The organism is Paraburkholderia sp. C35 (assembly GCF_003121405.1).
Classification (GTDB): domain Bacteria; phylum Pseudomonadota; class Gammaproteobacteria; order Burkholderiales; family Burkholderiaceae; genus Paraburkholderia.
The window spans coordinates 1-16,243 of the sequence record NZ_QBUY01000152.1; the positions used below are offsets into that span (position 1 = coordinate 1).

Sequence of the window (16,243 nt, forward strand, 5' to 3'; positions counted from 1 at the left end):
CAAAGGCGGTGTGTCTTGTAGGATCGCTCGCGTGGGAAGCGCTACGCCCTACACACCGTTTGCCACCTGGGCTGCATCGACGAGTCGCTGCCGCTTGGGGCGCTACGGGCAATTGGAGTGGGGTAGGCGAATATTCAAAGCGATGGCAACGGGCGGTGACTGAGAGGTTGCCGAGTGAAGGATAGGAACCGTTGGGGGCCCGCAGGCAGAGACCGAAGCGGGCGGTGTTAGCCCGCTTTCTTTTGCCTACTTTTCTTTGCGGCGGCAAAGAAAAGTAGGTGCTGCCCCGCACAGGGGCGACGCGTGAAGTACCAACACCACACCGCGGACGCCAGCGAAAACACAAACAAACCACAAACTCGCGAAAGCGAAAAAAAAAGCAAAAACCGGCACCAAACCCACAGCACCGGTCCAAAAAAAAGAAGGGGATACAACGAGAAGGGGCCAAGCCCCTTAAAACCTACATCCCAAAAGCAGGAACCCGCCCATCGGGCCCATAACGCGCCCCACGCTCCGGCCCAACGGCCACGTTCAGCGCGGCAAGTGCCCGCCGGTTGTACTCCATCCGAGTCCGGATCAAAGCACCGTTAGTGGTATTGAACCGCTTGGCCCGCTCAACCGCCTTCTGCAACAAAGCCCACTGCGTCGCCAGACGGGAATCATGAGCAACCGCCATCTCCATCCCCTTCCAGCCAACGGGATAGCCAAGCTGGGTCAGCTGCGAATCACGCGCCTTCTCCAGCGTGGAAAGCCGCTCCACCAACTCCATCTTCTTCTCGACGATGGGCGGCAGCGTCTCGATGGGATGCACCGTGGTCAGCGCCCGCTCCTCAGCCGCAAGGACGGAAGCAAACAGCTCCACAGCAGAATATTCATCGATAACAGTGGCAAGCAGGGCGTCTTTCATCGCTAAACAACTCGCTAGGCTCCAGCTCGCGCCACGCGCAAACCAGATGTGTCACAAAAGCCGCCCGGCACCCGCCGCACCATCATCCGTGCGTCAATCAGTTACCGGCCGACTGGCTCTTCTTCTGCAACAGGTCGCGCGCCGTCGCCAGCACGCCATCGGCGATCTTGCCGGAGTCGATCGTCAACGTACCGTCCTTGATCGCCTGCTTGATCGACTCGACATGCGCCGTGTCGATGTCCGACGAACCGGCGCTCGTGAGGCCGTGCAACTGCGACAGCCCCGACAGATTCACATTGGCGCCACCCGACGTACCCGTGGCCGTCGAAGTGGTTGCGCCTGCGCCGCCCGTCGATGCGGCGTCGCCTTGCTGCGGGCGCTGCAGGCCGTCTTTCAACGTCTGCAGGCCGGAATGGGTAGTGGAATCAACTTTCACGATTGGCTTCCTGAACGATTTGAATGTAATAACGGCATCCACTTCATCGAACTTTAGCGCAACCGATCCGACACATTTTTCAAGTTGTAACCACGGTAAGGTCTCGTCAGAGTTGGATTTCGACCGTTCCGCCGTCCTTCACCACGCCCTGGATGATCTGTCCGTTCGCCGTTTTCACCCGCACGGACTGGCCCGGCGACGCATTGTTCATCGCGCTGCCCTCCGACGAAATCGCAAATCCCGGCCCCTGCGCGACCACCTTCACCGACTGGCCGATCGTGACCGAGTCGGCGCTGCGCAACATGTCGCGGCGCAACGGCAGACCCGCCGACACCCGCATCAGCGCCACCGCGCCGACCGCCTGCGACGGATCGGTGATCACGGCCTGCGGCAGCAGCGTCAGATCGCCGTCGCGCGCGACGAGATCGGCAGCCGACAGCGATTCGCCCGGTGCAACGGAACGCGCAGCCAGAAAATAGGTCGCGGGGATCGACACCTTGGCCTGCAGGTACAGCGTCCACGGATGCTCGCCGGCGCAACGCACGCCAACCGTCGTGCGGCCCCAGACGCGCGCGCCCGTCGGCAGGAACGGCTCGAGTGTCGTGCACGCGGCGAGTCCGCGCGGAAACACCGTCGCCACCGTAATGTCGACCTTGCCCGGCAAGCCCGCCGACTGCTGCTGCAGATAGGCAAGCGCGGCGCGGCGGATCGATTCGCCATCCTGCTGTCCGGCGGGCGTGGCCACAGCCGGTTGCGCAGCCGTCGACGCTTGCGTCTGTGCAGGGCTAGTAGTGGCCGCGCCAGTCCGCGCAGCATTGGCGCGCAACTGCGCCGCCATGGCGTTGAACGCAGCGGCGTTCACTGCGGGCGGATTGGCGGCAATCGGCTGCACTCCCGCCACGGGGCGCGTTGCCGCCTGATCGGGCGTGACGACGACAGGCATCACCTGACGCGACGCGGGCTGCAGGCTCACGCGCATCATGCCCGGTGCAGCGTTATTCATATTGGCGCGCGCGACGGGCACAGCGGGCGCAACTTGCGCCACAGGCTGAGCGGACGCTTCACCCGCGCCCGGAATCACGATCGCGCCATCGGCCTGCGCGGCCTGCGCGAAGCGGTCTGCTTCGCCGCGCGGATTGGCCGCGAGCGTTGCGGGCGCAACCATCGGTGCGGCAGCCGCAGCAGGTGCATTCACACGTGGCGCAGCAGCCGTGGCCGGCGTATTGAGCCGCTCGGTCATCGCCTGAAGTTCGGCGGCGTTCTTCTCGCCGGGGCCGGCAATGACGATCGGTCCGCTGCTTTCCTGCGCATGCGCAATGGATACGGCCGCGCAAGCGCCGACCAGCGCCATCGCCGACAGCGTCCGCGCAGCGCGAGCACCCGGACGGCGAGCTTCACGCGAAGCGGTGACGGGCAAGGGCATGGTCATTCTCCTTCTTTGATGCATCGGTACGAATCGAATTCTAGAGATCGCGCCCGCTGTGCAAACGGTGAATAGAGGCATCCTTCCCCGGCTATTCGTCCGATTAAGACTTGCGTACCGCACGCACAATGCACCACATGCAAAAAGGCCATTCCGGTCAGCACCTTCGAAACGCTTCTTACCGAACAAGGCGAATCGACGGCGCGAAACGGAAAGCCTCGGACCGTTCCACGGAGAACCCAATGCTGGACAAACTCGATGCCGAATTTGCCTTTGGCCGCCAGGCGCTCGATGTGCGCGCCTATCGCCAGGAACTGCTGTCGTCGAACATCGCGAACTCCGATACGCCTGGCTACAAGGCTCGCGATATCGACTTCGCTTCGTCGCTCGCGGGCGCACTGAAGAAGAGCGGCGGCTCGACGGCCGGTGCGTCGAACAGCGCGCCGCTCGCGATGGCGCAGCCGGCAGGCGTGTCGCAAGGCATGACGATGGTGTCGACGGAGCCGGGCCATATGACGGGTAAGGCGCGCCTGATCCCGACAGGCGGCCCGACCGACGACTTCGGCACGGTCGCTTATCGCAACCCGACGCAGCCTTCGCTCGACGGCAATACGGTCGATCTCGACGCCGAGCGCGTGCAGTTCGCCGACAACTCGCTGCACTTCGAGTCCGGCATGACGGTGCTGTCACAACAGATCAAATCCATGCTGTCGGCGATCACGTCGAACGGCTGATGAATGGCGCGGCTATCCATATAGATAGCCGCGTGCTGGAACCACGCTAGAAACCAGAAACGCTACGGGATTAGACGCCGGTGCACCGGCAAGAGAGGTCGAGAAGCCATGCCATCCCTGATGAACATTTTCAACGTCGCGGGTTCAGCGATGTCCGCGCAGTCGCAACGCCTGAACGTGACCGCGTCGAACCTCGCCAACGCCGACAGTACGACGGGTCCCGACGGCAAGCCGTACAAGGCGAAGCAGGTCGTGTTCGCCGTCAACCCGATCGGCGGCGCACGCACGGGCTCGGGCCAGCAGGTCGGCGGCGTGCAGGTGACGGGCGTCATCGACGATCCGACGCCGATGAAAACGTCCTACGACCCCGGCAATCCGGCCGCCGACGCAAACGGTTACGTCCAGATGCCGAACGTCGACCCGGTGCAGGAAATGGTCAACATGATTTCGGCCTCGCGCTCTTACCAGGCCAACGTCGAAACGCTCAACACCGCGAAACAGCTGATGCTGAAGACGCTCACGATCGGAACCTGAGGAGAGATTCCTTGACTACCAGTACAACTATCGGCAACAACGGCGCGACGGTGTCGCAGACGTTGCTCGACACGATGAACGGCACGAGCAGTGCGTCATCGTCGTCGTCGAGCTCGTCGTCCAGCGCGACGTCGGGCGCGGACCTGCAGAACACCTTCCTTCAGCTGCTGATCGCGCAGATGAAGAACCAGGATCCGACCAACCCGATGGACAGCTCGCAGATGACCTCGCAGCTGGCCCAGATCAACACGGTGACGGGCATCCAGCAGCTCAACTCGTCGCTGTCGTCGCTCGCCACGCAACTGACCACCAACCAGCAGACCCAGGCCGCAAACCTGATCAGCTCGACGGTGCTCGCCCCGGGCAACAGCTTCTCGGTGGCATCGGGCAAGGCGACGGGCTTCGGCGTCACGCTCGCCAGCGACGCAACCGACGTGCAGGTCACGGTGAAGAACTCGGCAGGCCAGATCGTCAACACGATCGACCTCGGCAAGCAGTCGGCAGGCACGATTCCTATCGGCTGGACGCCCGTCGACACGCAAGGCAACGCGCTGCCGGACGGCACCTACACGATCACGGCATCGAGCACGACGGCCAACGGCACGGGCGCGCCGACCACGCTGTCGGCAGCGACGGTGCAGGGCGTGATCAAGCAGACCGACGGCACGCCGGGTCTGGTTCTTTCGAATGGCAAGACGGTCGGCCTGTCGACGATTGCCGCCATCATCTAAACGCATTCAGCATTACCGGATACGGAGACCGTCATGGGTTACCAACAAGGTTTGAGTGGACTGGCAGGCGCATCGAGCGACCTCGACGTCATCGGCAACAACATCGCCAACGCGAACACCGTCGGCTTCAAGCAGGGCGCAGCGCAGTTCGCGGACATGTACGCGAACTCGGTCGCCACGGCCGTCAACAACCAGATCGGTATCGGCACGCGCATGTCGCAGGTCGAGCAGAACTTCTCGCAAGGCACGATCACCAACGACGACATCGCGCTGCACGTCGCCATCAACGGCAACGGCTTCTTCCAGATGTCGAACAACGGTTCGCTGACGTACTCGCGCAACGGCGTGTTCCAGCTCGACAAGAACGGCTACATCGTCAACGCCGACGGCCTGAAGCTGATGGGCTACGCGGCTAACGCAAACGGCATCATCAACACGGCAGGCACGGTGCCGCTGCAGGTTCCGACGGCGAACATCCCGCCGACGGCCACCAAGACCATCACGGCCGGTCTGAACCTGAACGCACAGGATGCGCTCAAGCTGGGCACGCCTTCCGTCTCGTTCGGTGGCACCAACACGGGTAGCCTGACGAACAACGGCGTGTCCGTCACCGACGCGACGCAAGGCACCAACGCCAACACTTACACGGTCACCTTCGGTACGGGCACGCCGCCGACGGCCTACACGGTGACGGGCAGCGACGGATCGAGCGTGTCGGGCACGTACGCCGCCAACTCGCCGATCAAGCTCGGTAACGGCGAAACGATCACGCTGGCCGGGACGCCGGGAGCGGGCGACTCGGTTACGGTCGCGCCGACGGCACTCGCCTTCGATCCGACCAATAGCGCAACCTACAGCTACTCGACGTCGGTTCCCGTGTACGACTCGCTGGGCGGTCAACAGCAGGTCGACATGTATTTCGTGAAGACCTCGGCCGGTTCGTGGGATGTCTACGCAGGCAAGGACGGCAGCGTTCCGACCACCAAGATCGGCACGGCGAAGTTCGACACCTCGGGCAATCTGGTCAGCACGCTCGACGCATCGGGCAACCCGACCTCGACGCTGTTCGCATTCAACATGTCGATCCCGAACTCGGACGGTTCGGCCACGCCGCAAAGCCTGACGCTGAAGATCGGCGGCACGACGCAGTTCGGCAGCAAGGACGGCACGAACTCGCTGACGCAAGACGGTTTCGCGGCTGGCCAGCTGACCAACTTCACGGTCGGCACCGACGGCACGATCACGGGTAACTACTCGAACGGCCAGACGGCTGCCCTCGGTCAGGTCGCACTCGCAACGTTCGCGAACCAGAACGGCCTGATCAACCTCGGCAACAACGAGTTCCAGGCAACGGCGGCTTCGGGTGTCGCGGTGATCGCTGCACCGGGTTCGACGAACCACGGTTCGCTGCAAGGCGGCGCAACCGAAAACTCGAACGTCGACCTGACGAGCGAACTGGTCAACCTGATCACCGCGCAGCGCAATTACCAGGCGAACGCGCAGACGATCAAGACCCAGCAGACCGTCGACCAGACGCTGATCAACCTGTAATCGCTGACGCACCGACACCATCATGGACCGGCTCATATACACCGCGATGTCGGGCGCCTCGCAGGCGCTCGAACAGCAGGCCGTGGTCGCGAACAATCTCGCGAACACCTCGACCACGGGCTTCAAGGCCCAGCTCGCGACGTTCCGCGCCGTGCCGATGGCGTTCGGCGACGGCAGCACGATTCAGAACGACACCACGCGTACTTTCGTGCTGTCGTCGACGCCCAGCGCGGACTACACGCCGGGCCCGATCCAGCAGACGGGCAACCCGCTCGATGTGGCGATCCAGGGTCCGGGCTGGCTGTCGGTGCTCACCACCGATGGCCAGGAAGCGTACACGCGCGCCGGCAACCTGCACGTCGACGCCAATGGCCAACTGGTCACGGCGAGCAACCAGCAGGTGGTGGGTGGCGGCGGTCCGATTGCCGTGCCGCCCGGCGCAGAAGTGACGATCGGCACCGACGGCACGATTTCGGCGCTGATGCCTGGCGACCCCGCCACGACGATTGCACTCGTCGATCAGCTGAAGCTGGTGAACCCCGCGCCCGGCAGCCTCACGCACGGCGACGATGGCCTCTATCACACGACTGACGGCAATCCCGCCGACGCCGACCCCGCCGTCAAGGTTGCGGCAGGCGCACTCGAAGGCAGCAACGTGAACCCGGTCGCAGCGATGGTCTCGATGATCACCAACGCGCGCCAGTTCCAGATGCAAACCAAGATGATCGAGTCCGCCGACCAGAACGAACAGTCGGCCAACAAGTTGCTGACCTTCAGCTAATCCCGACGCAGATTTAACGGAACGCACCACGCTGCGTTCAGGAGAAAGACAGTGAACCGCTCACTCTATATCGCCGCCACCGGCATGAATGCGCAGCAGGCGCAGATGGACACGATCTCGAACAACCTGGCCAACGTCAGCACGAATGGCTTCAAGGGTTCGCGCGCCGTGTTCGAAGACCTGCTGTACCAGACCATCCGTCAGCCGGGCGCGAACTCGACGCAGCAGACGGAACTGCCGTCGGGCATCCAGCTCGGCACGGGCGTGCAACAGGTCGCCACCGAGCGTCTGTACACGCAGGGCAACCTGCAGCAGACGGGCAACTCGAAGGACGTCGCGATCAACGGTCAGGGCTTCTTCCAGGTGCAGATGCCGGACGGCACGACGGCCTACACGCGCGACGGCTCGTTCCAGACCAACGCACAAGGTCAGCTCGTCACGTCGAGCGGCTACCAGGTGCTGCCCGCCATCACGATTCCGCAGAACGCGACATCGCTGACCATTGGCAGCGATGGCGTGGTGTCGGTGACGACGGCTGGCTCGACGGCAACGACGCAGATCGGTTCGCTGCAGGTGGCCACGTTCATCAACCCGACCGGTCTCGATGCGAAGGGCGAAAACCTGTTCCAGGAAACCACGTCGTCGGGCACGCCGAACGTCGCGACGCCGGGCCTCAACGGTGCGGGCACGCTGAATCAGGGCTACGTCGAAGCATCGAATGTGAACGTCGTGCAGGAACTGGTGAACATGATCCAGACCCAGCGCGCGTACGAAATCAACAGCAAGGCCGTGACGACCTCCGACCAGATGCTGCAGACGCTCAGCCAGATGCCGGTTTAAGCAGGCTGATAGTCAGAAACATTCAGGCGGTAATCAAGATGTCGCACTCAACCCGTACCCAGCTTCCTCCGCGCGCCACGCGAGCAGCGTCGATGCTTGCCTGCGCCGGCGTGCTCGCAGCCGCGCTCGGCGGCTGCGCGCTCGTGCCGAGGGAGCCGATCACCCAGCAACCGATGACGGCTGTTCCGCCGCCAGCGCCGTCGCTGCAGACGCCCGGCTCGATCTACAACCCTGGGTACGCGGGCCGTCCGCTGTTCGAAGACCAGCGGCCGCGCAATGTCGGCGACATCCTGACCATCGTCATTTCGGAAAACATCACCGCGACGAAGTCGTCGGGCGCTAACACGAACCGCAACGACGAAACCAAGTTCGGCGTGCCGACGGCGGGCTTCCTTGGCGGCCTGTTCGGCAAGGTGAACCTCGACGCAACGGGTGCCAACACGTTCAAGGCAACAGGCGGCGCCAACGCGTCGAACACGTTCAGCGGCGTGATCACCGTCACGGTGATCGGCGTGCAGCCGAACGGCAATCTGATCGTGAGCGGCGAAAAGCAGATGCTGATCAACCAGGGTAACGAGTTCGTGCGTTTCTCGGGTGTCGTCAATCCGAACACGATCAGCAGCCTCAACGCGGTTTACTCGACCCAGGTCGCGGACGCGAAGATTGAATACTCCGCCAAGGGCTATATCAACGAGGCCCAGGACATGAGCTGGCTGCAACGCTTCTTCCTCAACGTCGCGCCGTTCTGATCATGCGTACCTTCGCTTTTCTCCGTCTGACGTCCGTTTCCGGTCTCGCTGCGCGCGCGCTTGCCGTGTTCGCGCTTGCCTGCGCGGCGCTGCCCGTCACGACGACCGTCGCCCATGCGGAACGCCTGAAGGATCTCGTGCAGATCCAGGGCGTGCGCGACAACCCGCTGATCGGTTATGGCCTCGTCGTCGGTCTCGACGGCACGGGCGACCAGACCACGCAGACACCGTTCACGACGCAGACGCTCGCGAACATGCTCGCGAACCTCGGTATCTCGATCAACAACCAGCAGGCCGGTTCGAACTCCAGCAACAATTCGCTCTCCAGCATGCAGCTGAAGAACGTCGCCGCCGTGATGGTGACGGCGTCGCTGCCCGCGTTTGCGCGGCCGGGCGAAGCGCTCGACGTGACGGTGTCGTCGCTCGGTAACGCCAAGAGCCTGCGCGGCGGCACGCTGCTGCTCACGCCGCTCAAGGGCGCGGACGGCCAGGTGTATGCGCTTGCTCAGGGCAACATGGCCGTGGGTGGCGCAGGTGCGAGTGCGAACGGCAGCAAGGTGCAGGTGAACCAGCTGGCAGCAGGCCGGATCACGGGCGGCGCGATCGTCGAACGCTCGGTGCCGACCACGATTTCGCAGGCGGGCACGATGCAGCTCGACCTGAACGACATGGATTACGACACGACGCAGCGCATCACGTCGGCGATCAACAACGCTTTTGGCTTCGGTACGGCAGTCGCACTCGATGGCCGCACGATCCAGTTGCGCGCGCCGACCGATCCCGCGCAGCAGGTGCAGTTCATGGCGCAGTTGCAGAACCTCGATGTGAAGCCCGCACAGGCTGCTGCGAAGGTGATTCTGAATGCGCGCACCGGCTCGATCGTGATGAACCAGATGGTCACGCTGCAGACCTGCGCGGTGGCGCACGGCAACCTGTCGGTGGTGGTCAATACGCAGCCGGTGGTGAGCCAGCCGGGCGCGTTCTCGAACGGCCAGACCGTGGTTGCACAGCAATCGCAGATTGCGTTGAAACAGGATAATGGCGCGCTCAAGATGGTGAATGCGGGCGCGAATCTCGCGGATGTCGTGAAGGCGCTCAATGCGCTGGGCGCGACACCCGCGGATCTGATGTCGATCCTCCAGGCGATGAAGGCAGCCGGTGCGCTGCGAGCCGATCTCGAGATCATCTAAGGAACAACCAGAATGAACTCCGACACGACGCGCAATGCCGCAAACGATCTGACCAATCGCTTCGCGCTCGACACGCAGGGCTTCGACGCGATGCGCGCGCAAGCCGCGGCGAATCCGCGTGAAGCGATGAAATCGGCGGCCAAGCAGTTCGACGCCGTCTTCACGCAGATGATGCTGAAGAGCATGCGCGACGCGACGCCGTCCGACGGTCCGTTCGACTCGCACGACACGGCAACCTTCACGTCGATGATGGACCAGCAGCTGTCGCAGCAGATGTCGTCGAAGGGAATTGGCGTGGCCGACGCGATGCTCAAGCAGTTGATGCGCAATTCGGGCATGTCCGGCGACGATGCCAACGCGGGCAACAACGTCGCGTTGAACGCGCTGGCCAAGGCTTACGCGAACCCGGCGAACAACGGCGCGCTGAAGATGGGCCGCGGCTATAGCGCGAACAGCGCATTGACGCCGCCCGTGCGCGGCGACGGTTCATCGGACAAGGTCGATGCGTTCGTCGACAAGCTGGCAGCGCCCGCGCAAGCCGCGGCCGCCGCCACGGGCATTCCGGCGCGCTTCATCATCGGTCAGGCGGCACTCGAATCCGGTTGGGGCAAGCGCGAGATCAAGAAGTCGGACGGATCGACGAGCCACAACGTGTTCGGCATCAAGGCCACCGACGACTGGAACGGCAAGACCGTCGCCACGGTGACGACCGAGTACATCAACGGCCGTCCGCAGCGCGTGGTCGAAAAATTCCGTGCATACGATTCGTATGAGGAAGCGATGACGGACTACGCGAGCTTCCTGAAGTCGAACCCGCGTTATGCGCAGGTCATCAATTCGTCGCGTGACGTGAACGGCTTTGCGCAGGGCATGCAGCGCGCGGGCTACGCGACCGATCCGCACTACGCGAAGAAGCTCATCTCGATCATGCAGAAGATGGTGTGATGCTTGCGGGCGCTGTGCGCCCGCGTGTCGTTCGACCATCGCAGTCAAGTCATACTTCAACGGCTTCAAGCCGGCGACGGGGCCATGTCGCACAATCAGACGGACGGGCCGCCGCTTCGGCGGCTGGCCTGAGCCGCATTCTTCACACTTCTTGTCTTTTGTCACGTTCGGACCGCGAGCAGATTTCGCGTATCCTGTCTTCGTTGCAGTGTCAAACGTTTGCGAAAAATATTTCGCACAGGCGGTCTAAACTTTGACCCGCCGATGCCGCTAAACAGTCAGACCCGATACCGGAAAGCTGCATATAAATCCGGTCCCCCGCACGTTTCGCGATGCATACAGGCCGGGATGAAACCCGGCCGGCCGATCTCGCGCGACGTGCTTGCAAGAACGAAGAGAAATTGGCAAGGCCATGAATACCACCCAGTCGAATGGTGATGACCGCGAGACGGAAGGCGTCGACTTCGGCCGCCGCAATCCGCTTGAGATCGGCGTGCAGCTGCGTAACCTGCTTAATCGCGGCGATTTTCTGACCGTGCAGTACAAGGGCGGCCAGCTGGTGACGAAGATCCTCGAAGTGGACGTGCGAGAGCGCACTTTCACGTTTGACTGGGGCGCGCTGGCTGAGCAGAACCGTGGATTGCTGACATCGCCGGAAGGGCATTTCCACGCGACGCCGGATGGTGTGCGGGTGCACTTCGTCACGCAGACGCCGCGTGAGACCACTTTCGAAGGACGGCCTTCGTTCGAGGCCGATTTCCCTGAGGTTTTGTATTACGTGCAGCGGCGCGAGTATTTCCGTGTCGATGCGCCGTTGCTGGATCCTTATATTTGCCGCGGGCGCTTGCCGGATGGTGAGGGTTTCCGTTTCGAAGTACAGGATCTTTCGCTGGGCGGTATTGCGATGCGGACCAGCGATGAGCGCGTTGCGACGCTCGAGCATGGCGTGCAGCTTATCGATACTGAAGTTACGCTGGGCGCGCTGGGGACTTTGCAGCTGGATCTCGAGCTGATGTCGAATCGTGCTGTTGATCTGCCTAATGGGACGCAGCGTTACACGCTGGGGTTTCGGTTTTTGTCCCTGCCGGGGAATGCTGAGAATACGCTGCAGCGGTTGATTACCCAGTTGGAGATGAAGAGGCGGTCGCTGGCGCGGGCATAAGGTTTGGTTTTTGGTTTGGTTTGTTTGTTTCGTCGCTGGCGTCCGCGATTTCGTATCGGTACTTCATGCGTCGCCCCTGTGCGGGGCAGCACCTACTTTTCTTTGCCGCGGCAAAGAAAAGTAGGCAAAAGAAAGCCGCTGAACACCACCCACTACGGTCCTTGCCTGCGGGTCCCCAGCCGGTCCTATCCTTCACACGGCATCACTCGTCTTGATGCCCGCTGCCAGCGCTCTTTGAGAGCGCATCACCCTCTTCAAACACCCGCGTCTCAGCGAGCCTTACCAGTTTGGCCCAGGCCGCCCAGGTGGCAAACGGTGTGTCGGCTGTCGCGCCTTATACGCTTCACTCCGGACTGAAAAGCAAAGTCGGTGTCGTAGGATCACTCGCGCGGGAAGCACTACGACCTACACACCGTTTGCCACCTGGGCTGGATATGCGAGTCGCTGACGCTTGGGGCGCTACGGGCGGATGAAGTGGGGTAGGCGAATATTCGAAGCGAGGGCAACGGGCGGGGACTGAGAGGTTGCCGTGTGAAGGATAGGAACCGTTGGGGGCCCGCAGGCAGTGACCGGAGTGGGTGGTGTTAGCCCGCTTTCTTTTGCCTACTTTTCTTTGCGGCGGCAAAGAAAAGTAGGTGCCGCCCCGCACAGGGGCGACGCGTGAGGCACAAACACCAAATCGCGGACGCCAGCGCAAAGCAACAGCGCACCACCCAAAAGCTAAAACCAAAACCAAACCCAAAACCAAAACCAAACCCAAAACCAAAACCGCAAACCAGCCTGCGCAGCAGAAAACAAAAAACCTTTCCCGCCCTCAATGTTCCCGCCACGAGGCCGATATACAAATTGTTCGGTCAACCTGGCGGAGCCATCAAACTTCGCCCCTTACGCCGTCTTTCAGGATGACGCATGTCCAGCAACCTCTTTAGCATCGGTCTCAGTGGACTCAACGCAGCCCAGTGGGGGCTGACGACGACGGGTCAAAACATCAGCAACCAGGCAACGCCCGGCTACTCCGTCGAGCGTCCTGTCTATTCGGAATCGAGCGGTCAATACACAAGCTCCGGCTATCTCGGCAGCGGCGTGTCGACGACCACGATCCAGCGTCAGTACAGCCAGTACCTGACCACCGAACTGAACAACGCACAGTCGCAGTCCGGCTCGCTCAGCACGTACTACAACCTGATCGCGCAACTGAACAACAACGTCGGCAGTCCGACGACGGGTATTTCGGCCGCCATCACGTCGTACTTCACGGGCATGCAGAACGTCGCGAACGATGCGTCGAATCCCGCGATGCGCCAAAGCGCCATCAGCAACGCGCAATCGTTGGCGGACCAGATCAATGCGGCCGGCGACCAGTACGATCAGCTGCGCACGAGCGTCAATTCGCAACTCAGCGACACCGTCAAACAGATCAACACCTACAGCGCGCAAATCGCGCAGCTGAACTCGCAGATCCAGTCGCTTACCGCACAAGGCCAGCCGCCTAACCAGCTGCTCGACCAGCGCGACCTCGCTGTGTCGAACCTGTCGCAACTGGTCGGCGTGCAAGTGGTGCAGGGCGATACGGGCTATAGCGTGTTCATGGGCAACGGCCAGCCGCTCGTCGTCGCTGACAAGAGCTTCAACCTGACGACCGTCACGTCGCCCTCGGATCCGACAGAAACAGCCGTTGCCTACGCTGGTCTTGCCAGCCAGGCCGGAACGACGACGCCGCAAATCCTGCCCGACAGCACCGCGCTGGGAGGGCAGATCGGTGGGCTGATGACGTTCCGCAGCCAGACGCTCGATCCCGCCGAAGCACAACTCGGCGCCATCGCAACCAGCTTCGCGGCACAGGTCAACGCGCAAAACGCGCTCGGTATCGACCTGAACGGCAACAAGGGCGGCGCGCTCTTCACCGTCGGCAATCCGACCATCTACGCGAACGCGAAGAACACGGGCGGCGCGTCGCTGGCCGCGTCGATCTCGAATCCGTCGCAGCCGATGTCGGGCGATTACTCGCTGTCGTACGACGGCACGAACTACACGCTCACCGACCGCGCGAGCGGCCAGGTGGTCGGCCAGTCGACCAGCCTGACCAACCCGATCGGCGGCATGCAGTTCTCGCTGACGGGCACGATGAACGCCGGCGATTCCTTCACCGTCGAACCGACGCGCGGCGCGCTCAACGGCTTTGCGCTGACGACCAGCGACGGCTCGGCCATCGCAGCGTCGTCGCCGGTGCTGGTGTCGAAGGGTTCTGCCAATACGGGTACGGCGTCGGTGTCGCAAGGCACGGTGACGTCGGGCTACACGTTGCCCACCAGCACGACCACGCTCACCTATAACTCGGCAACCGGCTCGATCTCCGGCTTCCCGGTCGGCTCGACGGTGACGATCGCCGGCACCCCGCCGACCTCGTACACGATCGCAGCGACCACCGACCCGGTGCCGTACAACCCGGCGATGGGTTCGTCGATGACGATCACGGGCAGCACGATCAACAACGTGTCGCTGCAGATCACGGGCACGCCTGCCAACGGCGACACCTTCACGATCGCGCCGAATCCGGCGGGCGGCAAGGACGGCCGCAACGCACAGGCGATGTCGGATATCGTGACGACGAAGTCGATGGGCAACGGCACTCTGACGTTGACCGATTCGTACGCGAACTACGTGAACGACATCGGTAACCAGACCAACCAGGTCAAGACGTCGAGCACCGCACAAACGTCGCTCGTCACGCAGATCACGACTGCGCAGCAGGCGGTTTCCGGCGTGAACATCAACGAGGAAGCAGCGAATCTGCTGCAGTACCAGCAGCTTTATCAGGCGAACAGCAAGGTCATCCAGACGGCCCAGACGCTGTTCCAGACGATCCTCGGCATTTTTAATTGAGGCGTTGAACGACTATGCGCATCTCTACTTCGCAGTATTTCGGCATGAACGTCCAGACGATGGACGATCAGCAATCCACGCTCGCGTCGCTGTATCAGCAACTGTCGAGCGGCGTGAGTCTCGCGACGCCGTCGGACAATCCGGTCGGCGCGGCGCAGGCGGTGCAGCTCAGCATGCAGGGCGCTACGCTGTCGCAGTACTCGAGCAACCAGAGCACGGCGCTCAGCGCGCTGCAATCGGAAGACGGTTCGCTGTCGAGCATCAACACGGTGTTGACAGCGATCAACACGCAGCTCGTGCGCGCAGGCGACGGCTCGCTGAACGACGGCGACCGCAACGCGATCGCGACGCAGCTGCAAGGTCTGCGCAACCAGCTGATGGGTCTGGCGAACGGCACGGACGGTTCGGGTAACTATCTGTACGCGGGCTATCAGGCATCGACGCCGCCGTTTTCGGTGAATTCGAGCGGCGCGGTGCAGTACGACGGCGACAACGGCGTGCAGAACGTTCAGGTCACGGCCACGCGCAGCATCGCGATCGGCGACACGGGGCGCTCGGTGTTCCTGAGCATCTCGCCGGCGGGCAGCACGCCCGTGAAGACGGGCAACGCGGCCAACACGGGCACGGGCACGATCGGCAACGTATCGGTGAGCAACCCGGCTGACCCGACGAACCAGGACAAGTATTCGATCAACTTCACGTCGGCGACGACGTACACGGTCACCAATCTGACGACGGCGACGACGGGCGCGCCGCAGACGTACACGGCAGGTCAGGCGATCACGCTGGGCGGTGGCGGCCAGAACGTGACGATTACGGGTGCGCCCAACGCGGGCGACGCGTTCTCGGTGACGCCTGCAGCGCAATCGAGCACGGACGTGTTCGCGAATCTCGACAAGGCGATCGCAGCACTGCAGCAGCCCGTGACGGGTTCGACGGCTGCTGCTGCGAACCTGACGAACGCGCTAGGCACGGCGATGACGCAGCTGCATAACACGATGAACAACGTGACGTCGGTCCAGACGTCCGTGGGCGGCCGCGAGCAGGAAGTCGAGGCGTTGCAGACGGTGACGCAGACGAATTCGTTGCAGACGACCAGCAATCTGGCTGATCTGACGCAGACCGATCTGACGTCGGTGATCAGCAAGTACACGATGACGCAGTTTTCGCTGCAGGCTGCGCAGCAGGGGTTCTCGATGATTCAGAAGCTTTCTTTGTTCGATTACATCGGAAATTAGTGCGCGGGGCTTTGGGCCCGCTGGTTTGGTTTTGGTTTTTGGCGCTGCGCTGGCATCCGCGTTTTCGTATCGGTACTTCATGCGTCGCCCCTGTGCGGGGCAGCACCTACTTTTCTTTGCCGCGGCAAAGAAAAGTAGG

The 16,243-nt window shown here is 62.6% G+C and carries 15 protein-coding genes; 12 read left to right on the forward strand and 3 right to left on the reverse strand.

Going from position 1 to position 16,243, the window contains the following annotated elements:
• Positions 1-460: 460 nt before the first annotated feature.
• The 3 genes from DK391_RS41190 to flgA all read right to left on the reverse strand — a co-directional run bounded on the left by DK391_RS41190 (position 461) and on the right by flgA (position 2,766).
• A complete protein-coding gene (locus DK391_RS41190) occupies positions 461-907 on the reverse strand; it encodes a flagellar protein FlgN (RefSeq protein WP_109483757.1) in 447 nt (148 codons plus the stop codon).
• A gap of 97 nt (positions 908-1,004) precedes the next feature.
• Positions 1,005-1,343, reverse strand: a complete 339-nt coding sequence (gene flgM / locus DK391_RS41195; protein ID WP_109483758.1) for a flagellar biosynthesis anti-sigma factor FlgM — start codon at positions 1,341-1,343, stop codon at positions 1,005-1,007.
• A gap of 106 nt (positions 1,344-1,449) precedes the next feature.
• The gene (gene flgA / locus DK391_RS41200) at positions 1,450-2,766 is read right to left on the reverse strand and encodes a flagellar basal body P-ring formation chaperone FlgA (protein ID WP_109483759.1); all 1,317 of its coding nucleotides are present in this window, start codon (positions 2,764-2,766) and stop codon (positions 1,450-1,452) included.
• A gap of 242 nt (positions 2,767-3,008) precedes the next feature.
• Here flgA and DK391_RS41205 point away from each other — a divergent pair, with 242 nt between their 5' ends.
• The 12 genes from DK391_RS41205 to flgL all read left to right on the forward strand — a co-directional run bounded on the left by DK391_RS41205 (position 3,009) and on the right by flgL (position 16,104).
• Complete coding sequence (locus DK391_RS41205; protein WP_109483760.1) at positions 3,009-3,500, forward strand: flagellar basal body rod protein FlgB; 492 nt, start codon at positions 3,009-3,011, stop codon at positions 3,498-3,500.
• 108 nt (positions 3,501-3,608) lie between these two features.
• Positions 3,609-4,034, forward strand: coding sequence for a flagellar basal body rod protein FlgC (flgC, locus tag DK391_RS41210; RefSeq protein WP_109483761.1), 426 nt, complete (start codon positions 3,609-3,611; stop codon positions 4,032-4,034).
• Positions 4,035-4,045: 11 nt separating this feature from the next.
• Complete coding sequence (locus DK391_RS41215) at positions 4,046-4,765, forward strand: flagellar hook assembly protein FlgD (protein ID WP_109483762.1); 720 nt, start codon at positions 4,046-4,048, stop codon at positions 4,763-4,765.
• 33 nt (positions 4,766-4,798) lie between these two features.
• A complete protein-coding gene (locus tag DK391_RS41220) occupies positions 4,799-6,316 on the forward strand; it encodes a flagellar hook protein FlgE (RefSeq protein ID WP_109483763.1) in 1,518 nt (505 codons plus the stop codon).
• Positions 6,317-6,338: 22 nt separating this feature from the next.
• Positions 6,339-7,097, forward strand: a complete 759-nt coding sequence (gene flgF / locus DK391_RS41225; protein ID WP_109483764.1) for a flagellar basal-body rod protein FlgF — start codon at positions 6,339-6,341, stop codon at positions 7,095-7,097.
• A gap of 51 nt (positions 7,098-7,148) precedes the next feature.
• Complete coding sequence (gene flgG / locus DK391_RS41230) at positions 7,149-7,937, forward strand: flagellar basal-body rod protein FlgG (RefSeq protein ID WP_042316739.1); 789 nt, start codon at positions 7,149-7,151, stop codon at positions 7,935-7,937.
• Between the two features lie 92 nt (positions 7,938-8,029).
• Positions 8,030-8,686, forward strand: coding sequence for a flagellar basal body L-ring protein FlgH (gene flgH, locus DK391_RS41235; RefSeq protein WP_239483099.1), 657 nt, complete (start codon positions 8,030-8,032; stop codon positions 8,684-8,686).
• 2 nt (positions 8,687-8,688) lie between these two features.
• On the forward strand, positions 8,689-9,876 hold the full coding sequence (locus DK391_RS41240) for a flagellar basal body P-ring protein FlgI (protein ID WP_109483766.1): 1,188 nt from the start codon (positions 8,689-8,691) through the stop codon (positions 9,874-9,876).
• Positions 9,877-9,888: 12 nt separating this feature from the next.
• Positions 9,889-10,821, forward strand: a complete 933-nt coding sequence (gene flgJ, locus DK391_RS41245) for a flagellar assembly peptidoglycan hydrolase FlgJ (RefSeq protein WP_109483767.1) — start codon at positions 9,889-9,891, stop codon at positions 10,819-10,821.
• Between the two features lie 412 nt (positions 10,822-11,233).
• Positions 11,234-11,983 (forward strand): flagellar brake protein, encoded by a 750-nt coding sequence (locus DK391_RS41250; RefSeq protein WP_109483768.1) that lies wholly within the window; start codon positions 11,234-11,236, stop codon positions 11,981-11,983.
• Positions 11,984-12,892: 909 nt separating this feature from the next.
• Positions 12,893-14,866 (forward strand): flagellar hook-associated protein FlgK, encoded by a 1,974-nt coding sequence (flgK, locus tag DK391_RS41255; protein ID WP_109483769.1) that lies wholly within the window; start codon positions 12,893-12,895, stop codon positions 14,864-14,866.
• A gap of 14 nt (positions 14,867-14,880) precedes the next feature.
• Positions 14,881-16,104, forward strand: coding sequence for a flagellar hook-associated protein FlgL (flgL, locus tag DK391_RS41260; protein WP_109483770.1), 1,224 nt, complete (start codon positions 14,881-14,883; stop codon positions 16,102-16,104).
• The last annotated feature ends 139 nt before the right edge of the window (positions 16,105-16,243 follow it).

Coding starts and splice junctions, on each gene's coding strand:
- flgC (WP_109483761.1), top strand. CDS start 3,609: ATGCCATCCCTGATGAACATTTTCAACGTCGCGGGTTCAGCGATGTCC.
- flgA (WP_109483759.1), bottom strand. CDS start 2,766: ATGCCCTTGCCCGTCACCGCTTCGCGTGAAGCTCGCCGTCCGGGTGCT.
- flgL (WP_109483770.1), top strand. CDS start 14,881: ATGCGCATCTCTACTTCGCAGTATTTCGGCATGAACGTCCAGACGATG.
- flgH (WP_239483099.1), top strand. CDS start 8,030: ATGCTTGCCTGCGCCGGCGTGCTCGCAGCCGCGCTCGGCGGCTGCGCG.
- DK391_RS41190 (WP_109483757.1), bottom strand. CDS start 907: ATGAAAGACGCCCTGCTTGCCACTGTTATCGATGAATATTCTGCTGTG.
- flgJ (WP_109483767.1), top strand. CDS start 9,889: ATGAACTCCGACACGACGCGCAATGCCGCAAACGATCTGACCAATCGC.
- DK391_RS41205 (WP_109483760.1), top strand. CDS start 3,009: ATGCTGGACAAACTCGATGCCGAATTTGCCTTTGGCCGCCAGGCGCTC.
- DK391_RS41240 (WP_109483766.1), top strand. CDS start 8,689: ATGCGTACCTTCGCTTTTCTCCGTCTGACGTCCGTTTCCGGTCTCGCT.
- DK391_RS41220 (WP_109483763.1), top strand. CDS start 4,799: ATGGGTTACCAACAAGGTTTGAGTGGACTGGCAGGCGCATCGAGCGAC.
- flgK (WP_109483769.1), top strand. CDS start 12,893: ATGTCCAGCAACCTCTTTAGCATCGGTCTCAGTGGACTCAACGCAGCC.
- flgF (WP_109483764.1), top strand. CDS start 6,339: ATGGACCGGCTCATATACACCGCGATGTCGGGCGCCTCGCAGGCGCTC.
- DK391_RS41250 (WP_109483768.1), top strand. CDS start 11,234: ATGAATACCACCCAGTCGAATGGTGATGACCGCGAGACGGAAGGCGTC.